General features: G+C 69.6%; 16 protein-coding genes. 4 read left to right on the forward strand and 12 right to left on the reverse strand.

The window, feature by feature from the left end:
- Positions 1-5: 5 nt before the first annotated feature.
- Together VB738_RS04925 and VB738_RS04930 are read right to left on the reverse strand one after the other, a co-directional pair.
- On the reverse strand, positions 6-1,118 hold the full coding sequence (locus tag VB738_RS04925) for an S-(hydroxymethyl)glutathione dehydrogenase/class III alcohol dehydrogenase (RefSeq protein ID WP_323304686.1): 1,113 nt from the start codon (positions 1,116-1,118) through the stop codon (positions 6-8).
- A 19-nt stretch (positions 1,119-1,137) separates the two neighbouring features.
- Positions 1,138-2,739, reverse strand: a complete 1,602-nt coding sequence (locus VB738_RS04930; protein WP_323304687.1) for a glucose-6-phosphate isomerase — start codon at positions 2,737-2,739, stop codon at positions 1,138-1,140.
- 288 nt (positions 2,740-3,027) lie between these two features.
- Here VB738_RS04930 and VB738_RS04935 point away from each other — a divergent pair, with 288 nt between their 5' ends.
- Positions 3,028-3,861 (forward strand): helicase DnaB, encoded by an 834-nt coding sequence (locus tag VB738_RS04935; protein WP_323304688.1) that lies wholly within the window; start codon positions 3,028-3,030, stop codon positions 3,859-3,861.
- 24 nt (positions 3,862-3,885) lie between these two features.
- Here the strand turns inward: VB738_RS04935 and VB738_RS04940 are convergent, their stop codons facing one another.
- Genes VB738_RS04940 through VB738_RS04950 form a run of 3 tightly spaced genes read right to left on the reverse strand, consistent with a single transcriptional unit; the run spans position 3,886 to position 6,843 of the window.
- Complete coding sequence (locus VB738_RS04940; RefSeq protein WP_323304689.1) at positions 3,886-4,761, reverse strand: peptidoglycan recognition family protein; 876 nt, start codon at positions 4,759-4,761, stop codon at positions 3,886-3,888.
- Complete coding sequence (locus VB738_RS04945) at positions 4,758-6,506, reverse strand: M61 family peptidase (protein ID WP_323304690.1); 1,749 nt, start codon at positions 6,504-6,506, stop codon at positions 4,758-4,760. The genes VB738_RS04940 and VB738_RS04945 overlap by 4 nt, the downstream gene beginning before the upstream one ends.
- On the reverse strand, positions 6,499-6,843 hold the full coding sequence (locus tag VB738_RS04950) for a DUF1257 domain-containing protein (RefSeq protein WP_323304691.1): 345 nt from the start codon (positions 6,841-6,843) through the stop codon (positions 6,499-6,501). The genes VB738_RS04945 and VB738_RS04950 overlap by 8 nt, the downstream gene beginning before the upstream one ends.
- A gap of 7 nt (positions 6,844-6,850) precedes the next feature.
- On the opposite strand from VB738_RS04950, the gene purN reads away from it, so the two are divergent.
- Positions 6,851-7,510, forward strand: a complete 660-nt coding sequence (purN, locus tag VB738_RS04955) for a phosphoribosylglycinamide formyltransferase (RefSeq protein ID WP_323304692.1) — start codon at positions 6,851-6,853, stop codon at positions 7,508-7,510.
- Here the strand turns inward: purN and argC are convergent.
- Positions 7,501-8,565, reverse strand: a complete 1,065-nt coding sequence (argC, locus tag VB738_RS04960) for an N-acetyl-gamma-glutamyl-phosphate reductase (protein WP_323304693.1) — start codon at positions 8,563-8,565, stop codon at positions 7,501-7,503. The genes purN and argC overlap by 10 nt on opposite strands.
- Before the next feature lie 79 nt (positions 8,566-8,644).
- On the opposite strand from argC, the gene ribBA reads away from it, so the two are divergent.
- Both ribBA and VB738_RS04970 read left to right on the forward strand, forming a co-directional pair.
- Positions 8,645-10,339, forward strand: a complete 1,695-nt coding sequence (gene ribBA, locus VB738_RS04965) for a bifunctional 3,4-dihydroxy-2-butanone-4-phosphate synthase/GTP cyclohydrolase II (RefSeq protein WP_323304694.1) — start codon at positions 8,645-8,647, stop codon at positions 10,337-10,339.
- 133 nt (positions 10,340-10,472) lie between these two features.
- Positions 10,473-13,007, forward strand: a complete 2,535-nt coding sequence (locus tag VB738_RS04970) for a hypothetical protein (RefSeq protein ID WP_323304695.1) — start codon at positions 10,473-10,475, stop codon at positions 13,005-13,007.
- Positions 13,008-13,055: 48 nt separating this feature from the next.
- Here VB738_RS04970 and VB738_RS04975 read toward each other — a convergent pair whose 3' ends face one another.
- The 6 genes from VB738_RS04975 to VB738_RS05000 form a co-directional block, all read right to left on the reverse strand.
- The gene (locus VB738_RS04975) at positions 13,056-14,462 is read right to left on the reverse strand and encodes an HlyD family efflux transporter periplasmic adaptor subunit (protein ID WP_323304696.1); all 1,407 of its coding nucleotides are present in this window, start codon (positions 14,460-14,462) and stop codon (positions 13,056-13,058) included.
- On the reverse strand, positions 14,459-17,494 hold the full coding sequence (locus VB738_RS04980; protein ID WP_323304697.1) for a peptidase domain-containing ABC transporter: 3,036 nt from the start codon (positions 17,492-17,494) through the stop codon (positions 14,459-14,461). Before VB738_RS04980 ends, VB738_RS04975 begins: the two co-directional genes overlap by 4 nt.
- A gap of 3 nt (positions 17,495-17,497) precedes the next feature.
- Positions 17,498-18,268 (reverse strand): peptidylprolyl isomerase, encoded by a 771-nt coding sequence (locus tag VB738_RS04985; protein ID WP_323304698.1) that lies wholly within the window; start codon positions 18,266-18,268, stop codon positions 17,498-17,500.
- A gap of 47 nt (positions 18,269-18,315) precedes the next feature.
- Positions 18,316-20,364, reverse strand: a complete 2,049-nt coding sequence (locus VB738_RS04990; RefSeq protein WP_323304699.1) for a calcium-binding protein — start codon at positions 20,362-20,364, stop codon at positions 18,316-18,318.
- 94 nt (positions 20,365-20,458) lie between these two features.
- Positions 20,459-23,203, reverse strand: a complete 2,745-nt coding sequence (locus tag VB738_RS04995; RefSeq protein ID WP_323304700.1) for a hypothetical protein — start codon at positions 23,201-23,203, stop codon at positions 20,459-20,461.
- Between the two features lie 707 nt (positions 23,204-23,910).
- The gene (locus VB738_RS05000; protein ID WP_323304701.1) at positions 23,911-24,351 is read right to left on the reverse strand and encodes a peptidylprolyl isomerase; all 441 of its coding nucleotides are present in this window, start codon (positions 24,349-24,351) and stop codon (positions 23,911-23,913) included.
- Between the last annotated feature and the right edge of the window lie 16 nt (positions 24,352-24,367).

Raw genomic sequence — 24,367 nt, forward strand, 5'->3', positions numbered from 1 at the left:
GGGGGTCAGAAGTGGATCACCGAACGGATGCTCTGGCCGGCGTGCATCAGGTCGAAGGCCCGGTTGATGTCCTCCAACCCCATCGTGTGGGTGATGAAGGTGTCGAGGGGAATCTCCCCCTGCTGGAAGCGATCGACATAGCCCGGCAGCTCGCTGCGGCCCCGCACCCCGCCGAAGGCGGAACCCCGCCACACCCGTCCCGTCACCAGCTGGAACGGCCGGGTGGCGATCTCCTGGCCCGCCCCCGCCACGCCGATGATCGTGGATTCACCCCAGCCCTTGTGGCAGCACTCCAGGGCGGCGCGCATCACCTGGACGTTGCCGATGCACTCGAAGGAGTAATCCACGCCGCCGTCGGTGCGGTCGATCACCACCTCCTGGATGGGGGCGTCAAAGGCCTTGGGATCCAGGCACTCGGTGGCGCCGAGCTGGCCGGCGATGGCGAACTTGTCGGGGTTGGTGTCGATGCCGATGATCCGCTCCGCCCCGGCCATCACCGCCCCGATGATCACCGCCAGGCCGATGCCGCCGAGGCCGAAGACGGCCACGCTGCTGCCCGGTTCCACCTTGGCGGTGTTGAGCACGGCGCCGATGCCGGTGGTGACGCCGCAGCCCAGCAGGCACACCTTCTCCAGCGGAGCTTCCGGGGCGATCTTCGCGACGGCGATCTCAGGCACCACGGTGTATTCCGAGAAGGTGGAGGTGCCCATGTAGTGGTGGATGGACTGGCCGTTCCTGGAGAAGCGGCTGCTGCCGTCCGGCATCAGGCCCCGGCCCTGGGTGGCGCGGATCGCCTGACAGAGGTTGGTCTTGCCGGAGAGACAGAAACGGCAGGAGCGGCACTCGGGTGTGTAAAGCGGGATCACGTGGTCCCCCACCGCCAGGGAGGTGACCCCCGGACCCACCTCCACCACCACCGCCCCGCCCTCGTGGCCGAGCACCGCCGGAAAGATTCCCTCGGGGTCGGCGCCGGAGAGGGTGAAGGCATCGGTGTGGCACACGCCGGTGGCCACCACCCGCAGCAGCACCTCGCCGGCCCGGGGGCCCTCCACATCGATCTCGGTGACCTCCAGGGGCTGGCCGGCGGCCCAGGCGACCGCGGCGCGGGAACGGACCATGGTTAAGGGAGAGGGTCCCTCAAGTGTGGTGGAAGACCAGCCCGTCGGGCTGCCCCCAGTCGCCTTTCGCCCCATAGCCGCGGTTGTTGGCGCAGAGGTGGCGCAGCAGCCAGAACACCGGCTCCACTGCCTCCAGCTCCAGCTCCGCACCGATGGCGGCCAGGGAGCGGGGCTGGCCATCGGCGAGCAGTCCCTCCACCCGGCTCTGCAGGGACAGGATCCCGGCAGCCGCCTGCTTGCCCGCCTCCACCCCGGGCTGGTGGTAGGCATTGACATTGACCAGCTCGCCGTAGAGCCCCACCGCCCGCTCGAAGAGTCCGATCAGGGCACCGAGTCCGCGGGCGTCGAAGCGGCGCAGGGTGATGGTGATGCTCTGGCGGGCCTGTTCGGCCAGGGCCGCCCGGGTGCCCTGCAGGAAGCCCTCGAGGAAATCGGCGGGGCATTCGCCGTCGATCGTGGGGATCTCCGCCGGGTCCTCCAGCACCTCGATGAAGGTCACGAAGAAGTTGTCGAGGCCGTCGCGCAGCTGCTGCACGTAGGCGTGCTGGTCGGTGGAGCCCTTGTTGCCGTAGACGGCCAGGCCCTGGTGCACCACGACACCGTCGCGGTCGAGCCGCTTGCCCAGGGACTCCATCACCAGCTGCTGCAGGTAGCGGCTGAACACCTCCAGCCGGTCCCGATAGGGGAGCACCACCATGTCGCGGCGCCCCTGACCGCCGCCGGCCACATGCCAGGAGGCAGCCAGCAGGGCAGCGGGGTTGGCGCGCAGGTCGGGCACCCGCGTCAGCCGGTCCATGGCGGCAGCCCCCTCCAGGAAACCGCGCAGGTCGGCACCGATCAGGGCGGCGGGCAGCAGGCCGACGGCACTGGTGATGCTGGTGCGTCCTCCGACCCAGTCGAACATGTCGAAGCGCCGCAGCCAGCCGGCCGCCTTCGCCTCCTGATCCAGGTGGCTGCCGCCCATGGTGATGGCCACGGCCTGGGCGCTCCAGTCGCCGCCGGTGGCCAGCACCCGTGCCCGGGCCTGCACCATGCCCAGATGGGGTTCGGGGGTGCCGCCCGACTTGCTGACCACGATCACCAGCGTGGTGGTGAGACGGTCGGCCAGGGCGGCCAGGGTGCGGGCCATCCCGTCGGGATCGACGTTGTCGAAGAAGTGGAATGGCAGTCCTACCCCCTGGCGTGCCAGGGCCCGGAGCATCAGCAGGGGGCCCAGGCCGGAACCGCCGATGCCGATCCAGAGCACGTCGGTGAAGGGCCGACCCCCGGGGGCCGTGACCGTTCCGGCCAACACGTCCCGTCCGAAGGTTTCGAGACGGTCCACCTCCGCGGCGATCGCGGCGGCCACCGCCGGGTCCGGGGCCAGCTCCGGGGCCCGCAGCCAGTAGTGGCCCACCTGGCGGCCCTCGTCGGCGTTGGCGATGGCGCCGGATTCGAGGCCCTCCATGGCGGCGAAGGCATGGGCGAAGGGGGCCTGGAAGCGCTCCAGGTCCTGCTCCTCAAGGGCCATCCGGCTCACGTCCAGCCAGAGGGCGAGATCAGGGTCGTGCCAGAGAAGCTGGCGGAATCGCTCCCAAAGGGCAGCGGAATCTTGGCCGTTCAACGGCGGCAGCGGGGACATGGCTCCTGGGACGCCGTGACGGGCCCCCGAACCGTATCCATCCGCCTCCATGTTCGGCAAGCGGATCGGCGGATGCGGGCTTTCCACCACGGGGCCGGCCGCCGTAGCGCCCCCGGAACGGGAAGAATCCGACGGTGTTCGTTACAATTGGTCTAAAGAGCGCCATTTCGCTTGCTGTCCCGCCTCGCCGGAACTAAGCCACGACGCTCCGCCCGCACGCCGGCGGTCGCCGCCCTTGCTCGCCAGCGTCACAAAGTTTTTCGTCCATACGGTCTTCATCGCCACGGCTTGCACCGCCACCGCCTGCACCGCCACGCACTGAAGCTGGGCCTCCTGCTCGCGGCCGGCGCCCTGGCCCTGATCCCCCTGAGCCGGGAACCCCAGGTGCGATCGCGCAGCCGCTTCCTGCTCACCGATGGTGTGCGCGACGGCAAGGCCTTTCCCCTGATCAGTCCCTCCACCAGCGAAGGGCTCAGGCCTGATCCGGTCGATTTCACTCCCGAGGAACTGCGGGAGCTCAACCGCCGCTTCGGCGTCCATGGCCCCCAGCCCCGGCTGGCCCAGCTGTTCACCGAGGGCATCGACCAGCTCCAGCCCCTGCGCAGCCACACCCTCGGCCGGCTCGAGGAGCTCCGGCCGGTGATTCTCAGCGAGAGCCGACGCCACAACATCAATCCGATGCTGGTCACGGCCGTGCTGTTCGATGAGCTGCAGCACGCCAAGCCTGGCGAAGACCTCCCCCTGGCGGCCCGCAGCGGCCTGTTCAGCACCCACGGACCCGCCCAGCTCAGCGTCGGCGAGCTCGTCAAGCAGGGCCTGCTGCCTGCCGATGCCACTCCGGAGCAGATCGATGAAGCGCGCATGGAGCTCCTCGACCCCGACCGCAACGTCCGGCTGCTGGTGGGCAAGTTCGTGCGGCTGAAGCAGGCCCTCGGGCTTTCCGACAATGCCCTGCTGATGGCCAGCACCTCCCCCGCGGATGCCAAGGCCATCGCCACCCTGGCCTACCTCCACAACGGCAAGCTCGACTACCCCGGTCGGGTGCTGCGCTACATGCAGGACGCAGAGCTGCATGCCCTCCTCTACGGCACCCGCAAACCGATCACCAGTCCGCTGATCTGAGCTCACGTCCTTACCGCGAGCCGATCAGCAGAGCACACCAAGAGCGGCCAGCCGCATCTGCAGTTCCCGCCAGTCGAAGCTGCGTGGATCCATCCGTTCCCCGCCCAGATCCACATGCTGGTGGGTGGTGATGTTGCTGGGGGGAATGCCGTAGCGGCGCATCCAGCGGGCCAGGACGACCGCGAGGGCGTCGTACTGGGCGGCCGTGTAACCGCTGTGACGCGACCCCTGGTTCTCCCCGTCGAGGGGCGTCTCCAGGCTGAGGTGCAAGGCGAAATTATTGATCGAGCCGGCCAGCTCCGGGTTGGTCACCACCCAGCGGCCGTTGAAGGCGGAGTTGCCGGCACCGAAGGCCCGCTTGGCCGGGTCCAGCGCCTCCACCACCTGGCCGTCGAGGCCGATGAGGGTGTGGTAACTCACCTGATCCTCATCCCGCGGATGGGGCGTCATGAAGGTGTTGATCGCCGAGTTGATGCCGAAGACCGTCTCGTGCAGCACGACGACCTGGGGAGTGGTGTCCAGCGGCTGGCCGAAGGCATCACGGCGGAAGCGTTCCCCGTAGTTGCTCGGGTCGATGCGCAACCGGACGCTCTCGTAGCGGAGCCGCTCCGCCAGGCCCGCCAGGCGGGCGCGCAGGGCCGGGTCGGCCTGGCAGGCTCCCCCCAGGGGGGCGCGCCAGGCCGCCTGGGGTGGCGGCAAGACCTGCTCCGGGGGTGACGGCGACGCTCCCCCATCGGGAGGGGACTGGCGCACCTCCTCCAGCAGATCGAGGAGGGAAGCGCGGCCACCGGCATTGCCTGGAGCTCCGAAGAGGTCACGGCCCAGCCAGATGAGTCCTCCCAGGCTGAGCACGCCGGCACCGGCGACCGCCAGCACCAGGGGACGCAGGGACGACGTCATGGCTGCAGGGACAGCCAGCGCTGCCGGTTGGCGCGCTTGAGCGCGCTGTCGCGTTCGGGGTCGATCACCAGCTGCCAGCTGGCGATGGCCGGCGAATCGGGCTGCAGACCGGTGAGGCGCACCCGGCCGTCCCGGCAGAACAGCAGTTGCCGTTCCGCCGCCGCCGTGGGGATGGCGAGGGCCAGGGCCAGGTCCTCCAGACTCCGCAGGCGGAGATCGTCGAGGGCCAGCAGCTCATCGCCCGCCTGCAGGCAGGCCCGCTCCGCCGGTCCGTCCCTGTGCACCCGCTTCAGCCGCATCGATCCCCCCGCGGCCTCCTCCAGCTGCCAGCCCAGGAAGGGCTCGTTGGCCGGCTTCGGCCGCAGGGCCAGCCCGACGTCCGCCAGGTAGGCGTCGAGGTCGGGGTCGTCGGTGCTCTCCAGCCAGAGGGGCAGCAGCTCCGCCAGGTCGGGGGCCTGGTCGGCGAAGGCGTCGACCAGATCAGCGTCGGTGTAGCCCCGCCCTGCGGCCCCATGGCTGCGCCACAGCCCCCGCAGCACCATGCCCAGGCTGGAGCCGTGCCGCCGCAGGTGCAGATCGAGCACCAGGGCCACCACGGCCCCTTTCAGGTAGTAGCTGATCTGGCTGTCGGCGGAAGAAGCGTCCTGGCGGTAGAGCTTCACCCAGGCCTCCTCGGCGCTCTGGCGCAGTCCCTGGACCCGGCGACCGGGGGTGAGCAGGTAGCGGCTGAGGTCGGCCCCCAGGTCCTCGAGCAGGTCCGCCTCGGTGCCCACGCCGGCCGCCAGCGGCAGCAGCAGATCGAGGTAGGAGGTCACCCCCTCGGCGAACCACAGACCGGACACGATCGTGGCCCGCCCATAGTCGAGCGGCGTGAGCTCAGCGGGCTTCAGGCGCCGCACGTTCCACTGGTGCAGGTACTCGTGGGCCACCAGCTGCAGCAGCTTGCGGCGACCACCGGGAGCCGCCAGGGCCCGGCGGCCGTACTGGAGCACGCTGGCGTGGTCGTGCTCCAGGCCGCCGAAGCCTGCGTCCAGCAGATGCAGCACGAACAGGTAATCGTCGCTGGCGGGGGCGGTTTCCCCCATCAGGCGGCAGCAGGTGAGGGCAATCCGTTCCACATCGGCCAGCCAGGCGGGATCCCGGGCGGGCAGGTCGCCCCCCCAGGTGACCCAGCGGTGCGGCACGCCGGCGACACTGAAGCGATGGCAGGGATGGGGGCCGGCTTCAACCGGCGCATCGATCAGCCGGTCGTAGTCGCCGGCGATCCAGGCCCCGTCAGCGGCGGCCGGCAGGGGGATGAAGGCCTGCCAGCCCTCAGGCAGAAGCAGCTCCAGGCGGTGGGGATTCCAGCGTTCGCCCGTGGCCTCCAGCACCACACCGGCCAGGGCCAGGAAGCCGTGGTCGGCGCTGAGGTGGCAGGTGCGCACGGTCAGCTCCGTGGCCTGGAGGCGGTAGCGGACGACGAGGGGCGCGAGGCTGGTGAGGGGGAGGCGCCAGCAGGCTTCCGACACCCGGATCGGGACGACGTTGCTGTCCCCCTGGATCACCTCGAGGCCCTCCAGGTTCCGGACATGGTCGCGGATCAGATAAGAGCCCGGCGTCCAGGCGGGCAGCTGCAGCTCCGGCCGCAGACACCGGGGGGTGAGAAGGAGGGTGACCTGGACCAGATGGCGATGGGGCTCACGCAGGTCGAGCTGGATGACAGGCCCGGCGGCCGCGTCAGGCTGGGGTGGATCGTCAGGCACGGAGCTCGATCGACGCCGTGGGGACGGCCAGGTGGGCCTCCTGGAGGGCCGCCCGGGCGGCATAGGCCCGGGTGATCCGTCCCAGCAGCCGTTGCAGGGCGGTGTTGCGGCTGAGGCGCTGGAGGTCACCCACCAGGGCGAGGGATCCGTCGTCCTGGTGGGCCCATCCCAGGCCCTGGCCGTCCCTGAGCTGCAGCTGAAGCATCACTGCCTGGCGCTCGCCGGCGAAACCGACCAGTTCACCCCCCCACCGCCAGGGAAGATCGAGGCTGGCCAGCGTGGCCGCCAGGGCCTCGGCGTCCCGCAGCACGGTGGGCAGGATGGAGAGATGGGACATGGACGCAATGCCCGATTCCGCTGACCATAGCGATCCCGGCGGGTCTCTCCAGTGGCCGTTGCCACAGCCGACTCCGGCCTCCCAGGCCCCGCTGCGACTGGCGGTAATGGCCTCAGGGGCGGGGAGCAACTTCGAGGCCCTGGCAAGGGCCTGCGGCGATGGGCGGCTGCACGGGCATGTGGTCGTCCTGGCGGTGAACCGGGCGGACTGCGGGGCCCGGGACCGGGCCGGGCGGCTCGGCATCCCCTGCCAGGTGATCGACCACCGCCACCAGCCCTCGCGGGAGGCCCTCGACCGGGCCCTGATCCGCCTGTTCGAAGCGCACCGCGTCGATCTGGTGGTGATGGCCGGCTGGATGCGCATCGTCACTCCGGTGCTGATCGGAGCCTTCCCGGAGCGGCTGGTCAACATCCACCCCTCCCTGCTGCCCAGCTTCCGCGGCGCCGACGGGGTGGGGCAGGCCCTGGCGGCCGGGGTCACCCTGGCCGGCTGCACCGCCCACCTGGTGACCGAGCAGGTGGATGCGGGGCCGATCCTGGTGCAGGCGGCGGTGCCGGTGCTGGCGGACGACGACCGGGAACGGCTCCATGCCCGCATCCAGCGCCAGGAGCACCGGATCCTCCCCCTGGCCGTCAGCCTGGCGGCCCGGCGTCTGGCTCAGGGGTAGAAGGGCAGCAGCGGCAGGCCGGTGCCCGCCTCCAGGCCGCAGAGCAGGTTGAGGCACTGCATCCCCTGGCCGGCCTGGCCCTTGATCAGGTTGTCGATGGCGCTCATGACGATCAGCTGCCCGGTGCGCGGGTCGACCTGGACCGACAGCAGGCAGCGGTTGGTGTTGCGCACCCACTTGGTGGAGGGGTAGACCCCCACCGGCAGAACCTGCACCGTGGGGCTGTGGCGGTAGGAGGCCTTGAGCAGGGTCGTGCAGTCCTCCGCCGTCAGGCCGGGGTCCCGCAGTCGCCCGTACACCGTGGCGAGCAGGCCCCGCACCATCGGCATCAGGTGGGGGGTGAACTGCAGCTGGATCGCCTGGCCCGCCGCCTGGCCCGCCAGCTGCTCGATCTCGCTGGTGTGGCGGTGGCCCACCACCCCGTAGGGAGCCACGGCTTCGGCGGCTTCGGCCAGCAGCAGAGTCTCCTTGGCGGCCCGGCCACCGCCGGAGGTGCCCGTCTTGGCGTCGATGACGATGCCGTTCGTCTCGATCAATCCCTGCTCAAGGAACGGCAGCAAGGCCAGCAGGCTGGCGGTGGGGAAGCAACCGGGGGCCGCCACCAGGCGAGCCTCGCGGATCCGCGCCTCCGCCACCTCCACCAGCCCGTAGACGGCCTCCCGGCAGAGGTCGTCATCCCGGCGGGCGACCTGGCGGGCCTCGGCGGCATACACCTCCTGCCACTGGGCCAGGGAGCGGTAGCGATAGTCGGCCGAGAGATCCACCACCTTCACGCCGCGCTGCAGCAGCTCCGGCACCAGACCGGCCGCCAGCCCGTTCGGCAGGCTCAGGACGGCCAGATCGGCGGCGGCGGCGATGGCCTCGGGATCGGGCGAACGCACCACCAGGTCGTCCTCCAGGGGGAGGAACGGCACCAGTTCGCTCCAGCGTCTGCCGCTGCTGCGCTCCCCGCCCAGAAAGGTCACCGTGAGATCCGGGTGGCCCTGCAGCAGCCGGAGGGTCTGCAGTCCCCCGTAGCCACTGGCACCGATCACCGCAACGCGCTTGCCAGCCATGCGGAACGCAGAAGAACGCTGGATCGTACCGGCACCCTATAAATGAGGTTCGATCCTTTCCCCGATCCATTCCGCTCCCTTGACCGTCCTGTCCGGCCCCCGCCAGTCCACGGGCATTCACTTCGATGCCATCGCCGATGCCCTGGCGGCCATCCGCAACGGTGAGTCGATCGTGGTGGTCGATGACGAGAACCGGGAGAACGAAGGTGATCTGATCTGCGCGGCCCAGTTCGCCACCCCCCAGCAGATCAACTTCATGGCCACCGATGCCCGGGGCCTGATCTGCCTGGCGATGGAGGGCGAGCGGCTCGATGCCCTGGATCTGCCCCTGATGGTGGATCGCAACACCGACAGCAACCAGACCGCCTTCACCGTGAGCGTGGATGCGGGCCCGGAGCGGGGGGTGAGCACGGGCATCTCGGCGGAGGACCGGGCCCGGACGATCCAGGTGGCGATCCATCCCGACACCCGGCCCGGCGACCTGCGCCGGCCCGGCCACATCTTCCCGCTGCGGGCCCGCCAGGGCGGGGTGCTGCAGCGGGCCGGCCACACCGAGGCGGCCGTCGACCTGGCCCGTCTGGCCGGCCTGTACCCGGCCGGTGTGATCTGCGAGATCCAGAACGCCGATGGCTCCATGGCCCGGCTGGCCCAGCTGGCCGACTACGCCCGCCACCACGGCCTGCGGCTGATCAGCATCGCCGACCTGATCCGCTACCGCCTCGACACCGAGCGGTTCGTGGCCCGCCAGGCGGAGGCCACCCTGCCCAGCAGCTTCGGCCAGTTCCGGGCGATCGGCTACCGCAACGAACTCGACGGCAGCGAGCACGTGGCGATCGTCAAGGGCTACCCCGAACGGGGCAGCGGCCCCGTGCTGGTGCGTGTCCATTCCGAGTGCCTCACCGGCGATGCCTTCGGCTCGCTTCGCTGCGACTGCCGCCCCCAGCTGGAGGCGGCCCTGCGCATGATCGAGTCCGCCGGGGAGGGGGTGGTGGTCTACCTGCGCCAGGAAGGGCGCGGCATCGGCCTGATCAACAAGCTCAAGGCCTACAGCCTCCAGGACGGCGGCCTCGACACGGTGGAGGCCAACGAACGGCTGGGCTTCGCCGCCGACCTGCGCAACTACGGCGTCGGGGCCCAGATCCTCAGCGACCTGGGCGTGCGCCGGCTGCGCCTGATCACCAACAACCCCCGCAAGATCGCCGGTCTGGGTGGCTACGGCCTCCAGGTGGTCGACCGGGTGCCGCTGGTGATGGATCCCGGCATCCACAACGCCGCCTACCTGCGGGTGAAGCGCACCAAGCTGGGCCACCTGATGGAGGCGGAATCCCATGGCCTCACCGCGGTGCTGGGCTGGCACGGCCCCCACGATCCCCTGCTGGGGGCCAGCCGATTGGAGGTGCTGAGGGAGTGGGCCCGGCGCAAGGGTCTGCTGCTGGACCGGGAAGAGGATCCGCGGCTGCTCGCCTTGCTCGAGCGTCCCGGGCTGGCTCTGCTGCTGGCCGCCCACCAGAACCGCCAGCTGACGGCTGCCGACCTGGCCGGACCGCTGATGGAGATGGCCCGCTGGCAGGGCACCGCCGGCGTCCACCTGCTGCTGGCGCCCGATGCCCGCCGCAAGGGTCATCCGAGCATCGATCTGGAGCCGGAGCGCCGCCTGCTGAGCGATCTGGTGCCACGGCCCCCCGAGGTGGAGCCTGGGAATGGGGGCCCTGCCCCGACGCTCGCCTGCCCTCTGCTGAACCTCACCCCCGGCGCCTTCATCGTCTGGAGCTGATCGGGGGCTGCCCCGTCGTTCCTAAGAACATTGACGTCGGTAGGCATGATCACAGCGTCATTGCACCACGTGGCGTAGCCGGACTCGAAACGGGCTATGGGTAGAGGGATGCCCGCGGCGAGTCGGTCAGGACATGGGCCAGGCCACCTACCAGTTCCGCCACCTGATGAGTCTCCGTGGCGACCGCGGGCGCCTCTCCCTCGAGTCCGTGCTGACCGGTACGGCCCTGTGGCTGGCGTTTCTCTATCTCATGCAGGATGGGGCGGCCGCCGGCCCGGTCGAATCCCGGCAGGCGGGGGCCAGCACTGGAGACGGCGAGGCGCCGGATCCGCGGATGGCCCCATCCGCCGGCGGCTCCGGCAGCAGCGGCACCCCCCCGGCGCCGCTCCCGCCTGCCCCCCCTGGGGCGGGCAGCGCCGAAGGTGGACTCAGCGTTGCTGATCGGCCTGGCACCACCCCAGGGGGCGAGCCATGGCTGCCGTTGCCGGGCGAAGACCAGACCCCTCCCGTGCACAGTGCGGCAACGCCGGGCGGGCCTCCGATGGCGCGGCAGTCGCCGGCGGCAGGCTCGTCCAGCTTTCCCTGGTCCTTCAGCCTCCCGGGCAGCGGCGCCGGCGGAACGGCACGGACCGACCTGGAGGCCGACGCCTCCGACCCGATCGACGACTCCTCAGACCCGAACGAAGCAGCGCGTGCCGTCCCGGGCCAGGGGAGGGAAGCGTCGATGGCCAGGGAGACGGGAGAGCCGGAGATCCCCGGGCTGAGGGTGGTGCTGCGCAGCGACGAAAGCCTCGTCAGCCGGTCCGTCGATGGGGTGGCCACCACCCAGTACAGCAACAGCCTGGGCGCCATCACTGACGCGGTGATCGATCTGCGCGCCATCAGCGCGCCACAGGTGCAGGTGAGCTCCGACCGCGAACTTCACCTCCTGGCGCTCTCGGTGCTCAACGATGCCGCCCTGACCCTGGAGAGCCGCAACACCGGGTTGAACCGCTCCGCGCTGCTGCTGGGGCCCGAGGCCAACGAGATCCGTCTCCAGGTCAGCGACGACATCGACCTGGGGTTGCTGGCGGGGGGCCTGGCGCGGGGGCAGGTGCTCCAGTCGCTGATCGGCATGCTGGACAGCCGCCTCCAGGACGCGGGCGGCGGGGGCACGCTCGAACTCGTCAGCCTGGCTCGGATCCATCTCCTTGCCCCTGGGACCCCAACGGGGCGGCAGCTCGGCATCGACCTTCTCGCCCAGGCGATGCAGGACAGCGCCATCCTGCTGGGGGACGGGGACGATCGCGTGACGATCGCCAGTGGCTTCCGCAGCCTCGACGGGACGGGCCCCGGCCTGCTGCTCACCATTCCGGCCGCCGACGCGACAGGGGGCAGCGACAGCCTCCAGCTGCGGGCCCGGGCGCTCGGCCTGGTGAACAGCCTGCTCGACACCGGCGGCGGCGATGATCGGGTGAGCATCGCGACCTGGCTGGATGGATCCTTGCCAGCCCCCTCGCAGGCCATCGCCCTGCAGGATTCCGCCGTCGTCCTTGGGGAGGGCGACGACCTGCTGAGCGTCGAGGGCGCCGTGATCGGATCCCGCATCGCCTTGGGCAGCGGCGCCAACGAACTGGTGGTCGCCGGGCCCTTGCACGGATCCACGCTGGTCCTGGCTCCGGAGAGCAGCAATGCCATCCGGCTCGGCGATGCCAATGACGCGCTCAGGATCACCCTGGACGCAGGCCCCGGGGCGGAGCTGGTGCTGGACGCCGGAGCCGGGGACGATCGGATCCTCCTTCCCCTGGCGGACCTGACCGGATCCATCGACGCCGGTGCCGGAGTCGACAGCCTGCGGAACGCCTCCGGTGATGAGGATGGAGTGGTGGAGTGGCCCCCGCAGGATCCCGTCCTGGCCGTCAGCCTGGATGGCCCAGGGACGGGCACGATCGGATCGCTGGGTTTCCGCGGGCTGGAGAACCTTTCCCTCGGGGACACCGGTGCAGTTGTGGCGGTGGGTGCCCTGGGGAGCCTGGAGGGCCGGCTGGAGGCGGGCCGTGGGCTGGACGCGCTCGACTACTCCGCCTGGCAGGAGCCCGTTGCGGTCGATCTCATCAGCGGAGAGGCCAGCGGCATCCTGGGGGGCATCACCGGTTTCGAAGCGGTGCGGGGTGGCTCTGGAGACGACCGTTTCGTCCTGGATCTGTCGCTCCTGGCCGGGAGTGGGGAATCGCTCGCCTCGGCGCCGGTCGTCCATGGCGGCCAGGGACGTGATCGGTTCGTCTTGAGCGGCATGGAGGCCATCCGGAGCCTGGCCGGTGGCCACGACCAGCCGCTGCCGGTGCTGGCCGATCTGGAGCGAAGCCCCGGCAGCGGCGCCGGCATCGGGCTCACCGATGACCTCTCCTGGCGTCTGGGCGGAATCCTGCTGGGTACCGCGGCGGCGGAGACCACGGTGGACCTGACACCGGCGGGACTGGAGGGGATCGGACAGCCCCGGCTGTTGCCGATCGCCCCTCTCGAAGAACTGGTTCGCGGCATGGGGATGCGGCCCACGGGGATCGACCAGCTGGCGATCGCCACCGGGGAGCTGGGCAGCCGCCTGGTGCTTCTGGGCTCCGACAGGAGCGTCACCGCCATTGCCGAACTCCCCGGCCTGCAGTCGGTCAACGTCGCATCCGCGGCCTGACAACGGCCTGACAACGGCCTGGGGCCCGGCGCCTGGCCCTGCGGTGGCTCAGCGCATCGTGCGAGTGGCGTCGAGGAAGCCCCCGAAGCGGTCGTTGAGCAGGGCCAGAACGGGTCTCGAACCCAGCTGCACCAGGCCCGTGACGGCCATGCCGGCCTGCACGGGATAGGTGCGACCGTTCCGGCCAAGCCGCTTGCGATCGAGGCGCACGAGCACCGGAAAGGATTCCTGACCGGTGCGTGGGTCGGGGGGAAGGGCATCCGCTCCCACCCGGACCACGGTTCCCTTGAGGGCGCCGTAATCGGTGAAGGGAAGGGAGTTCACCCGCACATCGACCGCCTGGCCCGGCCGCAGGAAGGCGATGTCGTGGTTGGAGACCGCCAGTTCCGCCTCCAGCCCCTGCTGGCCCACCAGCCTGAGCAAGGGACGGCCCGGAGTGGAGATCTCCCCGGCCCGGGCCTGTAGGTCGAAGACCTTGCCGGGCCGCGCCGCGACGATCCGGCCGAGGCGGAGCCGTTCCTCCACCTGACCGAGACGGGTGGTGGTCTCAAGCAGGCGATGGCGGGCCTCGTCGTAGCGATCCCAGAGCCGTCGGTTGTTCTCGGTGCCCACCTGCTCCTGGGTCGTCAGGCTTTCGATGACGCCGCTGCCGGCGCCGAGCCGTTGCTGCTCGGTGCGGCGGATGGTGCTCAGCAGATCCAGCTGGCGTTCGTCCTGGCGCTCAAGTTCGAGGTGGGAGATGGCCCCCTCCCTGGCCAGCTTGGCCATGCGCTCACGGATGTTGGCGTTGAGGGCGTAGCGGGCCCGCAGCGCCGCCAGCACATCCACCTGCTCCCGCTCCGCGGCCTCGGCACGCCGTCGCCGCTGCAGGGCCACCCGATGGCGCAGCTGGATGTCCCGGCGCTCGAGGGCCAGCACCTGGCGTTCCTCTTCGCTGCCGCCGGGCAATGACGGAAGCCCCAGCTGCAGCGCCGCCTGATTCACCTGCCGGCGCCAGAGATCGGCCTGCAGGAGCAGATCGCTCCGCTCGCGCTGCGCCTGCTGGTTGTCGAAGGTCAGCAGCAACTGGCCAGCCCTGACCGTCTGGCCATCGCGCACGAGGACCTGCCGGATCGGTGCCGTGAACGGGGGCAGGACCTCGACGCTGCCGCCGATGGGGCGCAGCTTGCCGGTGGCACTGATCGAGGAATCGATCCTGGCCACGGCGCCGTAGATGACGCCGAAACCGGTCAGGCCGATCAGGCTCCAGACGATGGCCCGGCTCCAGCCGCGGGTGGAACGGGGCAGATGGGTGCGGCGGCGGCTGAGGCGCACCTGTGGCAAAGGAGCCTCCTGGGGGGCAGCCAGGGTGGCGGTGCGACCGGGATTGGACGCGCCAGGCGCCGGCAGCGCTGCGGACCCATGGCCGTTGCCCGTGCTGTTGCCGTTGCCGTTGCCGTTGCTGGAGGACGTCATGGTTCGATCCCTCCAAGGGAGCTGTCCTGGGAGGAACGGCCCTGCTGACGGAACAGGGCGTAGTACGGCCCGCGAGCCTGCATCAGCTCGTCATGGGTGCCCACTTCCAGGACGGCCCCCTGCCCCATGCAGACGATCATGTCCGCCTTGACGATCGAGGACAGGCGATGGGTGATGAACAGAACGGTGCAGCCCTGCAGGGCGTGCATCAGGTTCTCGCTCACCACCCGCTCCGTCTGGTAATCGAGGGCGGAGGTGGCCTCGTCCATGATCAGCAGTCGCGGCTTCTGCAGGATCGTGCGGGCGATGGCGATCCGCTGCCGCTGGCCACCCGAGAGGCTGCTGCCCCGCTCCCCCACCTCCGTGGAGTAGCCGGCGGGCAACTCCATGATGAAGTCGTGGGCGGCGGCAATCCGGGCAGCCTCGATCACCTCCTCGGTGCTGGCATCGGGATTGGTGAGGGTGATGTTCTCCTGCACCGAACCATCGAACAGCACCGTGTCCTGGGGAACGATGCCGAGCTGACGGCGCAGGGAATGGAGCTCCACCTTGGCCACATCGATGCCGTCCACCAGCACCACCCCTTCCTCCGGGCTGTACAGCCGCGCCAGCAGTTTGGTGAGGGTGCTCTTGCCCGATCCGCTGGTTCCCACGATCGCCACGAACGTGCCCCGGGGAATCGTCAGGTTGAGGCTCTTCAGCAACAGAGGGGATGAAGACTTGTAGCGAAAGGAGATGTTTCGGAAGCAGATCTCTCCCTGGATGGGAGGCATGATCAGTCGCTTCGCGTTGTCCTCGGGAGCTTCCTGGGGATGGTCGATCACGTCGCTCAAACGCTCCAGGGACAGGGCTGTCTCCTGGACGGACTGCCAGATCGACGTCATGCGCAGCAAAGGGCCGGTGACATAGCCTGCGATGATGCGGAAGGCGATCAGTTCCCCCAGGCTCAGCGAACCGGACAGCACCATGCCGGCCCCGGCCCAGATGACGATCAGACCGGAGAGTTTGTTGAGGAAGCCGCTGATCGAGCTGGCCGTGGTGCCGACCAGCGTGTTATCAAAGCCCTCGGCGATGTAATCGGTGTAGAGGTCCTGCCACTTCCAGCGGCTGCGCAGTTCGATGTTCTGGGCCTTCACCGTCATCATGCTGCTGAGGACTTCCACCAGGTGGCTCTGGGTGCGAGCGTTGGCCACGGCCCGGTTCTGCAACTGCAGCTGCACGATGGGAGAGACCACCAGCACCAGCAGCACCAGGAACGGAACCACGGCGAGGGTGAGAAGCGTCAGCTGCCAGCTGTAGATGAGCATCACCCCGATGTAGAGCACCGAGAAGATGGCGTCGAGGATCGTGGTGAGGGCCGTACCGGTCAGGAAGCCACGCACCTTTTCCAGCTCACCGATACGGCTGCTCACTTCCCCCACCGGCCGTCGGTCGAAATAGCTGAGGGGCAGACGCAGCAGGTGATCGATGATCTGGGTTCCCAGGCTCAGATCGATGCGGTTCGTGGTGTCCACGAACAGAAAGGTGCGCAGGCATAGCAGCAGCCCCTCGAACAGGGCGAAGACCACCAGCAGCACCCCAAGCACGCCGAGGGCACCGGGGCTGTTGTTGATGATCACCTTGTCGATCACCTGCTGGATCAACAGCGGGTTCACCAGGCCGAACAGTTGCACGAAGAAGCTGGCCAGCAGCACTTCCAGCAGCACGGTCCGGTGCTGCCGCAGGGCCGGCAGGAACCAGCGGAAGCCGAAGCGGCGTCGCGGTGTCAGATCGTTCACCCGCAGCGTCAGCACATCGCCGGCTTCCCCCCACTGGTCTCGGAAGTCGGAGAGCGTGAGTTCCTGGTTGCCGGCGGCCGGGATGCCCAGCACCAGCGACCGGGCGCTGCAGCGGTAGATGACCGCCAGGCCGTTGCCCCACCGGATCATCAGCGGGGGTGTCAACCGGGGCAGGGCTCCGACCTGGATGTCCAGCATCTGGGTCTGCAGGCCCATCGATTCGGCCACCGCGCCGGCCAGCGGCAGGGAGGCCTCACCATGCCGCTGCACCTGATCGCCGAAGACGCGCCGCATCATGTCGCGGCGGAAGGGCAGATCGAGATGCTGGCTGAGCATCTGGAACGCCGCGATCGACGACTCCAGGGGCCCGACCCCGCGAATCCAGGGGAAGGCCTCGGGTCCCTGCGTGTCCTGATCGGCAGCGGGTGGGGCCGCACTCAGGTCGATCGGCGCCGCCGCGGCGATCGCGGCCGGCTCCAGCCCCTGGCGCTGCTGCTCCCAGCGGGCCAGAAGCCTGGCGTGCCAACCGTTGCCGGAGTCCCCGGCCTGCTCCGGCGCCGCCGGTTCCAGAATCGCCGCCAGCCGCTGGCGGTCGATGCCCAGCAACCGGAGGCTGCCCGGCGTCTCGATGGCCTCGGCCCCCACCATGGGGGTGCCGACGGGCAGCGGACCGGAGGCCACCAGCCACAGCCGCCCGGCGTCTGGCACGCCGCTGTCCGGCTCCGACGGCGTCCAGGTGGAGGCCACGGTGTCCTCGGCCAGCAGGTTCGCCGCCTCGACCACTTCCTGGGAGAGGGCCCGCGGGTAGTCCTGCAGATGGGCATCGAGGACACCGAACAGCTCGGACGGGCTGACGCTGTTGCGCACGCGCTCCGCCAGCGCTGGACAGGCCTCCATCGCCCGCCGCAGGGCCTCCTGGGGAAGCGCGACCACCACCAGATCGGAGGAGGCGATCATGGTCTCCCAGCAGCGTCCACAGCTGATCAGGGTCCAGCCCAGCACGCTCCCCGGCTGCAGCCGCTGCAAGGTGGCCACGCCCCGGGGCAGCCGGCGGGAGAACACCACCGAGCGGGCCGTGCCTTCCAGCAGCAGATAGATCCGGGCCGGGGGGTGGTCGACCCGACAGATGGGCTGGCCCTGCTGGAAACGCTGCAACTGGCCATCATCGGACAGGTTCTGCAGCAGCTCCTCCGGCAGGTCGGCCAGGAAGGGGAAGCAGCGCAGGAGTTCGTCGATCCGTGTGGTGGTGGCCATGGCTCAGGCTCCAACCAGGGCGGGGACAGGGTGCAGTGCCGCCAGGGCGGCCTCGACGCTGCTCTCCAGGTCGGGCTGCAGCAGTTCCTCGAGCAGCCGGTGCCGCAGGGCTTCATTGAGGCTGGCCGGCAGGCGATGCTCCAGCCGCACCAGCAGGATCGCCTCGTCGAGGAGAAAGGGAGGGTGGATGTCTCCCGGTGCCAGAGAGTCGAGCACGCCGCGCAGGGTGGGCTGCAGCTGGGAGAGCTCGATCGGGCCGACGATGCCCCGGGTGACCCTCTCGTCGCCGAGGGAATAGCGGCTGGCGAGGTCGCCGAAGCTGGCGTCGTCGTCGATCAGCCGCAGGTAGAGCTCCTCGGCGAGACCCTGCTGGGGCAGCCGCATCAGGCGCAGCACCACCTGCTCGAGATCCTCACGCCGTTCGAGGAAATGGGCCTCGACCCGCTCGCCGTAGCGATCCTCCAGGGCCTTCTGGAACCGCAGGTGGTCCCAGCGCTGCCTCACCGCGCCCTGCACGTTGTCGGGCAGGGTGCGGATCCAGTCCCCCTCCAGGGTGGTGGGTGGATCACAGGGCAGCCCTGCGCAGATGCGGCTCAGGACCTCCCGTCCTTCCTCCGCTGTGAAAGGAACGTCCCGGCGCAGCGTCTTCAGCGCCAGTTCCCGTGCCAGGGGTCGCAGGAGGCCCTGCTGTTCGAGCAGGTCGTGGAGGGGGAGCCTGGCCATGGCCTCCAGGGCGCCGCGGAGATCCAGGACCAGTTGGGCATCAGAACGCATGGGTGAACCCTCGGGGATGCAGCGGAACGGGGTGCGGTCGTCGCGATTCAGCCGCCGCTGCCGAACTGGATGCTGGACTTGGTGAGGGCGGCCGGATCGGCCATGGTCACGGTGCCGAGGCTCCGGCTTCCCTTCGACCAGTCACCGTCGGCGTCGTACATCAGCTGGCGCGTGTCGGTGGCGTAGGCCAGCGATGGCGAGCCGATGCCGAGGCTGCGGATGTCCGCCAGGCTTCCCACCACAAGGCCGATCTGGCTGGTCTGGGGACCGTCACGCACCACCAGCTGGCCGTCCTGGACGCCGAAGATCGCTCCCTGGCTCTGCCAGAGGCTCTGGGTGATCGAGCCCAGGGTGCTGCTGAGTTCCAGCACGTCGCCCCGGGCGGCGTCGAAGTTGCTGATGGTGTCAAGCATGACCTTTGTGCCGGACTGCTGCGCCCTCTCCCCCCAGAGGTCTTCCTTGGCCGTGGTCTCCAGGGCGGCCCAGAAGGCGGGATCGGTGAGCCGTTCGGCGAAGTCCGGCGCCACACTCCTGCTCACGGCATCCAGCGCCGCCCCGGCATTGGACTGCAGGAAGGTGTTCTTGCCGGTTCCACCGGCCACCAGGTCCTGGCCGAAGCCGCCGTCCAGACGGTTGCCGTCACCGGCGGCAACCGTCACCGTGTCGTTGCCGAAACCACCCCTGAGGCTGTTGTCGAGCGCCAGACCCAGCACCGCGATGGCGTCGTCACCGAAGCCGCCATCGAGGAAGGAGGCGCGGGCGCGGTCAAGAAGGATCGCGTCGTCGCCGCCGGCGGTGTCGATCCGGCTCCGGCTGGCGGCGCCGACGACCACATCCTCCCCCAGACCGGTGTTGATGAGACTGTTGCGGATGCCGTCGAAGCCGCCAGGGCCGCCGATCAGGGCGGAGGCATCCAGAAAGACGTCGGCCGAGAGCACGCCGTCCCCGTCGGCGTCCACCCCCGCGGTCTGTTCGGTGAGGATGCCACCAAACACCGTGTCGTTTCCGGTTCCGGTGAGGATCGTGGAGCCATCAATGCCCGCCGCGTCCATGGCGGGCAGCAGCCCGCCGCCGGTGGGAGCGGCAAAGCCCCCCAGGCCCACCACGGTGGTGTCACCGCCGTTGCTCTGCAGATCAACGGCGAGCAGGCCGGTCCCCTGCAGGTTGTTCAGCCGGAGGGAGCCAGGCGGCGGAGCCACAGCGGCATCGAACTGGGCCAGGCCCGATCCCTGAACGTTCAGCGGCCCGCTGGCCGGGCCCCGCAGGATGGCGTGATCGATGCCGATGGCCGTCGCCGTGAGGTCGGCCGGTTCGACGCTGGTGGGCGGAGCGCCTTCGAGGCGGAGTGTGGCCACGGCCAGGCCGCTCACCTCGGCGGGGGAACCCGGCAGCGCCGCCGGGAGGGCCATCACCCGATAGCCCTCGATGCCCCTGGCATCGGCCACGGCACGGGATGCCGTGGTTGTCGGTCCCGGGTCCGCATCAAGCGTGGCGGAGGCCAGCACCGCGGCGTTGGGCTGGCCGAAGAAGCTGGGCAGGGCCCCGCCGGCGAGGCGGTCGGTCGACGGAGCACCCTCCAGACCTCGCACCGTGGCCAGGGCCGACAACCGGGCCGTGAGGAGCGGCTGACCGCCGGATGGCAGCAGGGAACGGGTCGCTGCCGAAGCCGTTGCCTGCAGGGGGTTACCGGGGCTGCCGATCCAGAGGGGATCGCCGCCACGGGTGATCACATCAAGGTTCGCCAGTCCGATGTTGGTGGCCTTGGCATCGGCGGCGTTGGCGTTGCGGCCCGTGGTGGTGGCGGTGGCGGCCGCCGTGCCGACGATTGATCCGCCACCGGTGATGATCGACAGGCCGGGACTCCCGAAGAAGGCCGCATCCTCGGGATCGGCGAGAAACCGGCTGGAGCCGAGTCCCAGGCCGAGGGCAGAGGCGAGGGAGCCGACCGGCTGTCCGGCCGGCAGAACCACCCGGTTGCTGGCCTGGGCACCGGGAGCGATGGTGAGCTGGAGACCACCACCGAGAAAGGTGGTGCCAGGCCCGAGCCGCAGGGCGAGGGCCCGCGACAGGGCGGTGGTGATGGGTTGGAACGCCATGGGGAACGACGCGGCGCAGGGACCGGAAGGGAGTCAGGGAAGGGGGCCGGATCGATCGATCCGGCCCCCGCAGGGGAAATCGCTCCGCTGAGCGTCAGCCGGTCACGGTGGAGGCCATGGCGATGGTGTCGCTGACTGCCGAGGCCGTGATGTTGCCGCTCTGGAGGATGTTGACGTTGTACCCGCTCATGCCCACCACATCGCTGTTGGCGATGGCGGTGGCGCTGCCGGTGGTGGTGGAGGCCATGACGATGTTGCTCAGCACCGCAGTGGCCCTGAGATCACCGTTGAGGCTGGCCTGGTTGCCATACCCCAGCAGGCCCGCCACCTTCACATTGGAGTTGGCGTTGGCATCGCCGGTGACGGCCAGGGCATTGGTCTCGTAGGTCCCCTGAGCCTCCGCGGTGACATTGTCGGCGGAGAGGTTGACCTTCTTGATGCCGGCGATGAAGGCGTCGGTGCCGGCAAAGGCGTTCCCCGTGATGGTGTTGGCCGTGCCGACGGCGCTGCCGGCGCCTGTCCCGGTGATGTCACCGGCGAAGCCGGCACTGATCGAGCTGCCGTTGCCGCCACCACTGGTGAGCGAAACCATTCCGTAGCCCCCGCCGCTGCCCTTGATCCCGATGGCGGTCTGATCCATCGAGACCTCGGCATCGCCGGTGGTGGTGGTGGACAGCACGCTGGGGGCGGCAGCCGTGGCGGAGCCGGTGGTGTTGCCGGTGGTGCCGATCGCGATCGGGGTACCGCCGCCCAGATGGATGCCGATGGCCTTGAGCTTGGAGGTGGCGTCGGTATCGCCGGTGACGGCGGAGGCCAGGGTGCCGGTGTCCGTGGCGGAGGCGCTGCCGCTCACATCGCCTGCCTGGCCGATGGTGATCTTGACGTCGTTGTCGATCCCCTTGGCCGAGAGCCGGGTCTTGGCGTCGGCGTCACCGGTGGTGGTGGTCGCCGAAGCCGTGCCGGTCAGCTCGGCTGCACCATCCACGTCGCCATTGGTGCCGATGGTGATCTCACTGTCCTTGATCCCACGGGCCGTCTGCACGGCCTTCGCCAGCGCGTCTCCGGTCACCGAGGCGGCGTCGGCCGCCACCGAGCCGATGGCGCTGCCCGCCACACTGCCCGCCTCGCCGATGGCCACCGGGGCGCGGTTGAGACCGATCACCCGGGAGCTGGAGCTACCGGCCCGGGCCGAGGTGTCACCGGTGGTGGCGCTGGCATCGGCCGCCAGGTCGGCGGCGGCGCTGGCGTTGAAGACACCACTGCCGAGGATGCTGTCGCCGATGGAGAGGCTGCCCTTGCTGAACCCCACCACCTTGGAGCCCACGCCCGCATCGGCGTTGCTGCCCACCGTCGTCGTGACGGCGCTGGCCGTGGCACTGGCGAGCAGCGTGGCGTCGGCCGTGGGATCGGTGGCGTTTCCGCCCACCGTCACCGTGGTGTCGTAGATACCGGCGACGAAGTCACCATTGGCGGCGCTGGCCAGAGGATCACCCCCGGAGGTGGTGCTCTGGGCCGTGGCCGACTGGTTGCTGAAGCCCTGGGCGAACAGGCGGGTGGCGTTCTGGCCGATGGCGAGCTTGTCGATGGCGATGCCCACCACGTTGGCGTTGTTGGTGGTGGCGACCACGTCCGTATCGGGTGGCGCAGTCACCGAGCTGGCCGTCGCGGCGCTGCTGCCGACACCGGCGGCCTGGACGTCACCGTCCCTGCCGATGCTGAGGGTGGTGGAGGCGCCGAGGCTCCTGGACCGATCGCCACCACCGAGCTTGTTGACATCGACGATGCCGGCGATCGTGTCGATGGCCACGGTGGCTGAAGCCGGACCGGTGACCGTCTCGGCATCAGCGCGGGCACCCACGGCACCGTTGCCCACGGAACCCTGGGCGGCCACCGTGCCGTTCTCCCCGAAGCTGATCGCCATGCCTCCCGGCGACTGCATCACCGATTCGGCCTGGGCGTCTTCGCCTTCGGGCGCCGGATAGGACGTGTTCCTGCCCACGGCGATGCCGGCCACCAGATTGGCCAGGCTGGAGGCGTTCGCGGCACCGGTCACGCTTTCGGCCGAGGCGTCGAAGCCTCCGTCTCCGAACGCCGTGATGATCCCGCTCTCGCCGAAGGAGATCTTCAGGGGGTCGTGAGAGGCACCGTGCTCACCATTCACCGATGCGACGGCTGGCCCCTCGGGCGCGGGCTCGTCACCGACCGGTGGGGACATGAACTTGGCGCCGCTGGCATAGATGCCGACCACCTTGGCGTTCCCGGCACCCGCCGTGGCCGTGGCCGCTCCCGTACCAGGCGGCAGTCCCACCGACTGGGCCGCAGCGGTGTTGGTCGCCGTCGCGGCGGCGTCCAGCCTGACCCCCAGGCCGGCCTCGAGGCCCACATTCTTGAGACCGAAGACCTTGCCGGTGTTGGCCGTGGCGGTGGTGGCTCCATCCACCGCGGTGGCCGCTGCCAGGGCGTCGTTGGTGGCGTTCGCCGTCACCACGGCATCCGTTCCGATCTTGATCTGGTTGGGCCCGTCGGTGCTGTTGATGATCCCGCCGGTGGGACCGTCGTTGCTGGCCGAGGCCGTGGCATCACCGGTGGTGGTGGTGGCAGCGGCTCCCACGGATCCGACTTCGGTGGCATTCAGGGTGCCCGCCGTGCCGACACGGATCTTGCTGTTGAGAATGGCGGCCTGGGCTGTGGTGCTGGCCGTGGCCTGGGCGTCGCCGGAGACGACGTCATCGATGGCGGGCGTCGTCGATGCCGCCGAGGCCGTCACCGTTGTGCTGGTGCCGACCTCGATCGTGGAGTCGTCGATCCCGACGGTGCGGGTTGTGTTTGTGGCGGTCATGATTCGTGAGGAAGAAGGTACTTGAAGTCCTGTAATCCCAGGAGGGCAAGGCGGAAGTTGTCAGCCGGGCCTCCCACCACTCCTATCACCATTGCCACAAGTCGATCCACTGGAGAAATGTGCTTATTTGCTGCGACTCAGCACATGTGCAGCGGATCAGCATGAACGTCCTTGGGGCGTGTCTTTGCTTGACAGCGCGTTCATGAACCACGCAATCTTCCGTTACCGGAAATATCGTTGTTCTTATCCTCCATTCATTGATACCGGACGTGCAGGCAATGAACGGCTGAAAGCCTCATCCCAGCCATGGGGATAGACACGGAGTGCCGGAGTCCCGGGCCACGGGATAGCGGCCCAGATCCCTTGGTCTGTCTCGGTTGCTACGGATCAGCCCCCACGCTGTCCCTTGGCCTGCCATGGCTTCGGCATTGCTCTGAACGCCGTGGAGGCCGTCCGCCACCCCAGCGACCGTGGGGGCCGAGGCGGCCACTGCAGGGCCCGCTCCGGCCTGCTCAGACCCCGTTGGACGGGCAACTGCCAGGCGGATGGATCGATGAATGCCGGTGCAGCAGCATCGCATCGATCACAAATCCTGATCGCTCAAGCAGCAGACAGGCCGCCAGAGCGTGTGTACGCCATGCGGGGTTTTGCGGCACGACGGCTCCATCACGGGCACGCCGGCCAGGAGCGCCCCGCCGAAGGCCCCCCTACGCCTCGATCGTCACCTTGCGGATCCGGCTGCCGTTCTTCAGCGCCAGCACCACATCGATGTTCTCGGTGTGGCCGAAGACGGTGTGCTGGCCATCCAGGTGCGGCTGGGGGCCATGGCACAGGAAGAACTGGCTGCCACCGGTGTTGCGGCCCGCGTGGGCCATCGACAGGCTGCCGGCCTTGTGCTTCTGGGCGTTGATCTCGCAGGGAATCGTGTAGCCGGGGCCGCCGGTGCCGGCCATGCCGCGGGCGCCCTCGCGGCTGTTGGGGCATCCTCCCTGGGCCATGAAGCCGTCGATCACCCGGTGGAAGGCCAGGCCGTCATAGAAGCCGTCCTTGGAGAGCTTCACGAAATTGGCGACGGTACCGGGGGCATCGGCGTCGAACAGATCGATGGTGATCAGGCCGGCGTCGGTGTCCATCAGGGCCTTGGGCACGGTCGAGGAGGCAAAC

This window comes from Cyanobium gracile UHCC 0139, from assembly GCF_034931325.1.
Lineage (GTDB): Bacteria > Cyanobacteriota > Cyanobacteriia > PCC-6307 > Cyanobiaceae > Cyanobium > Cyanobium gracile_B.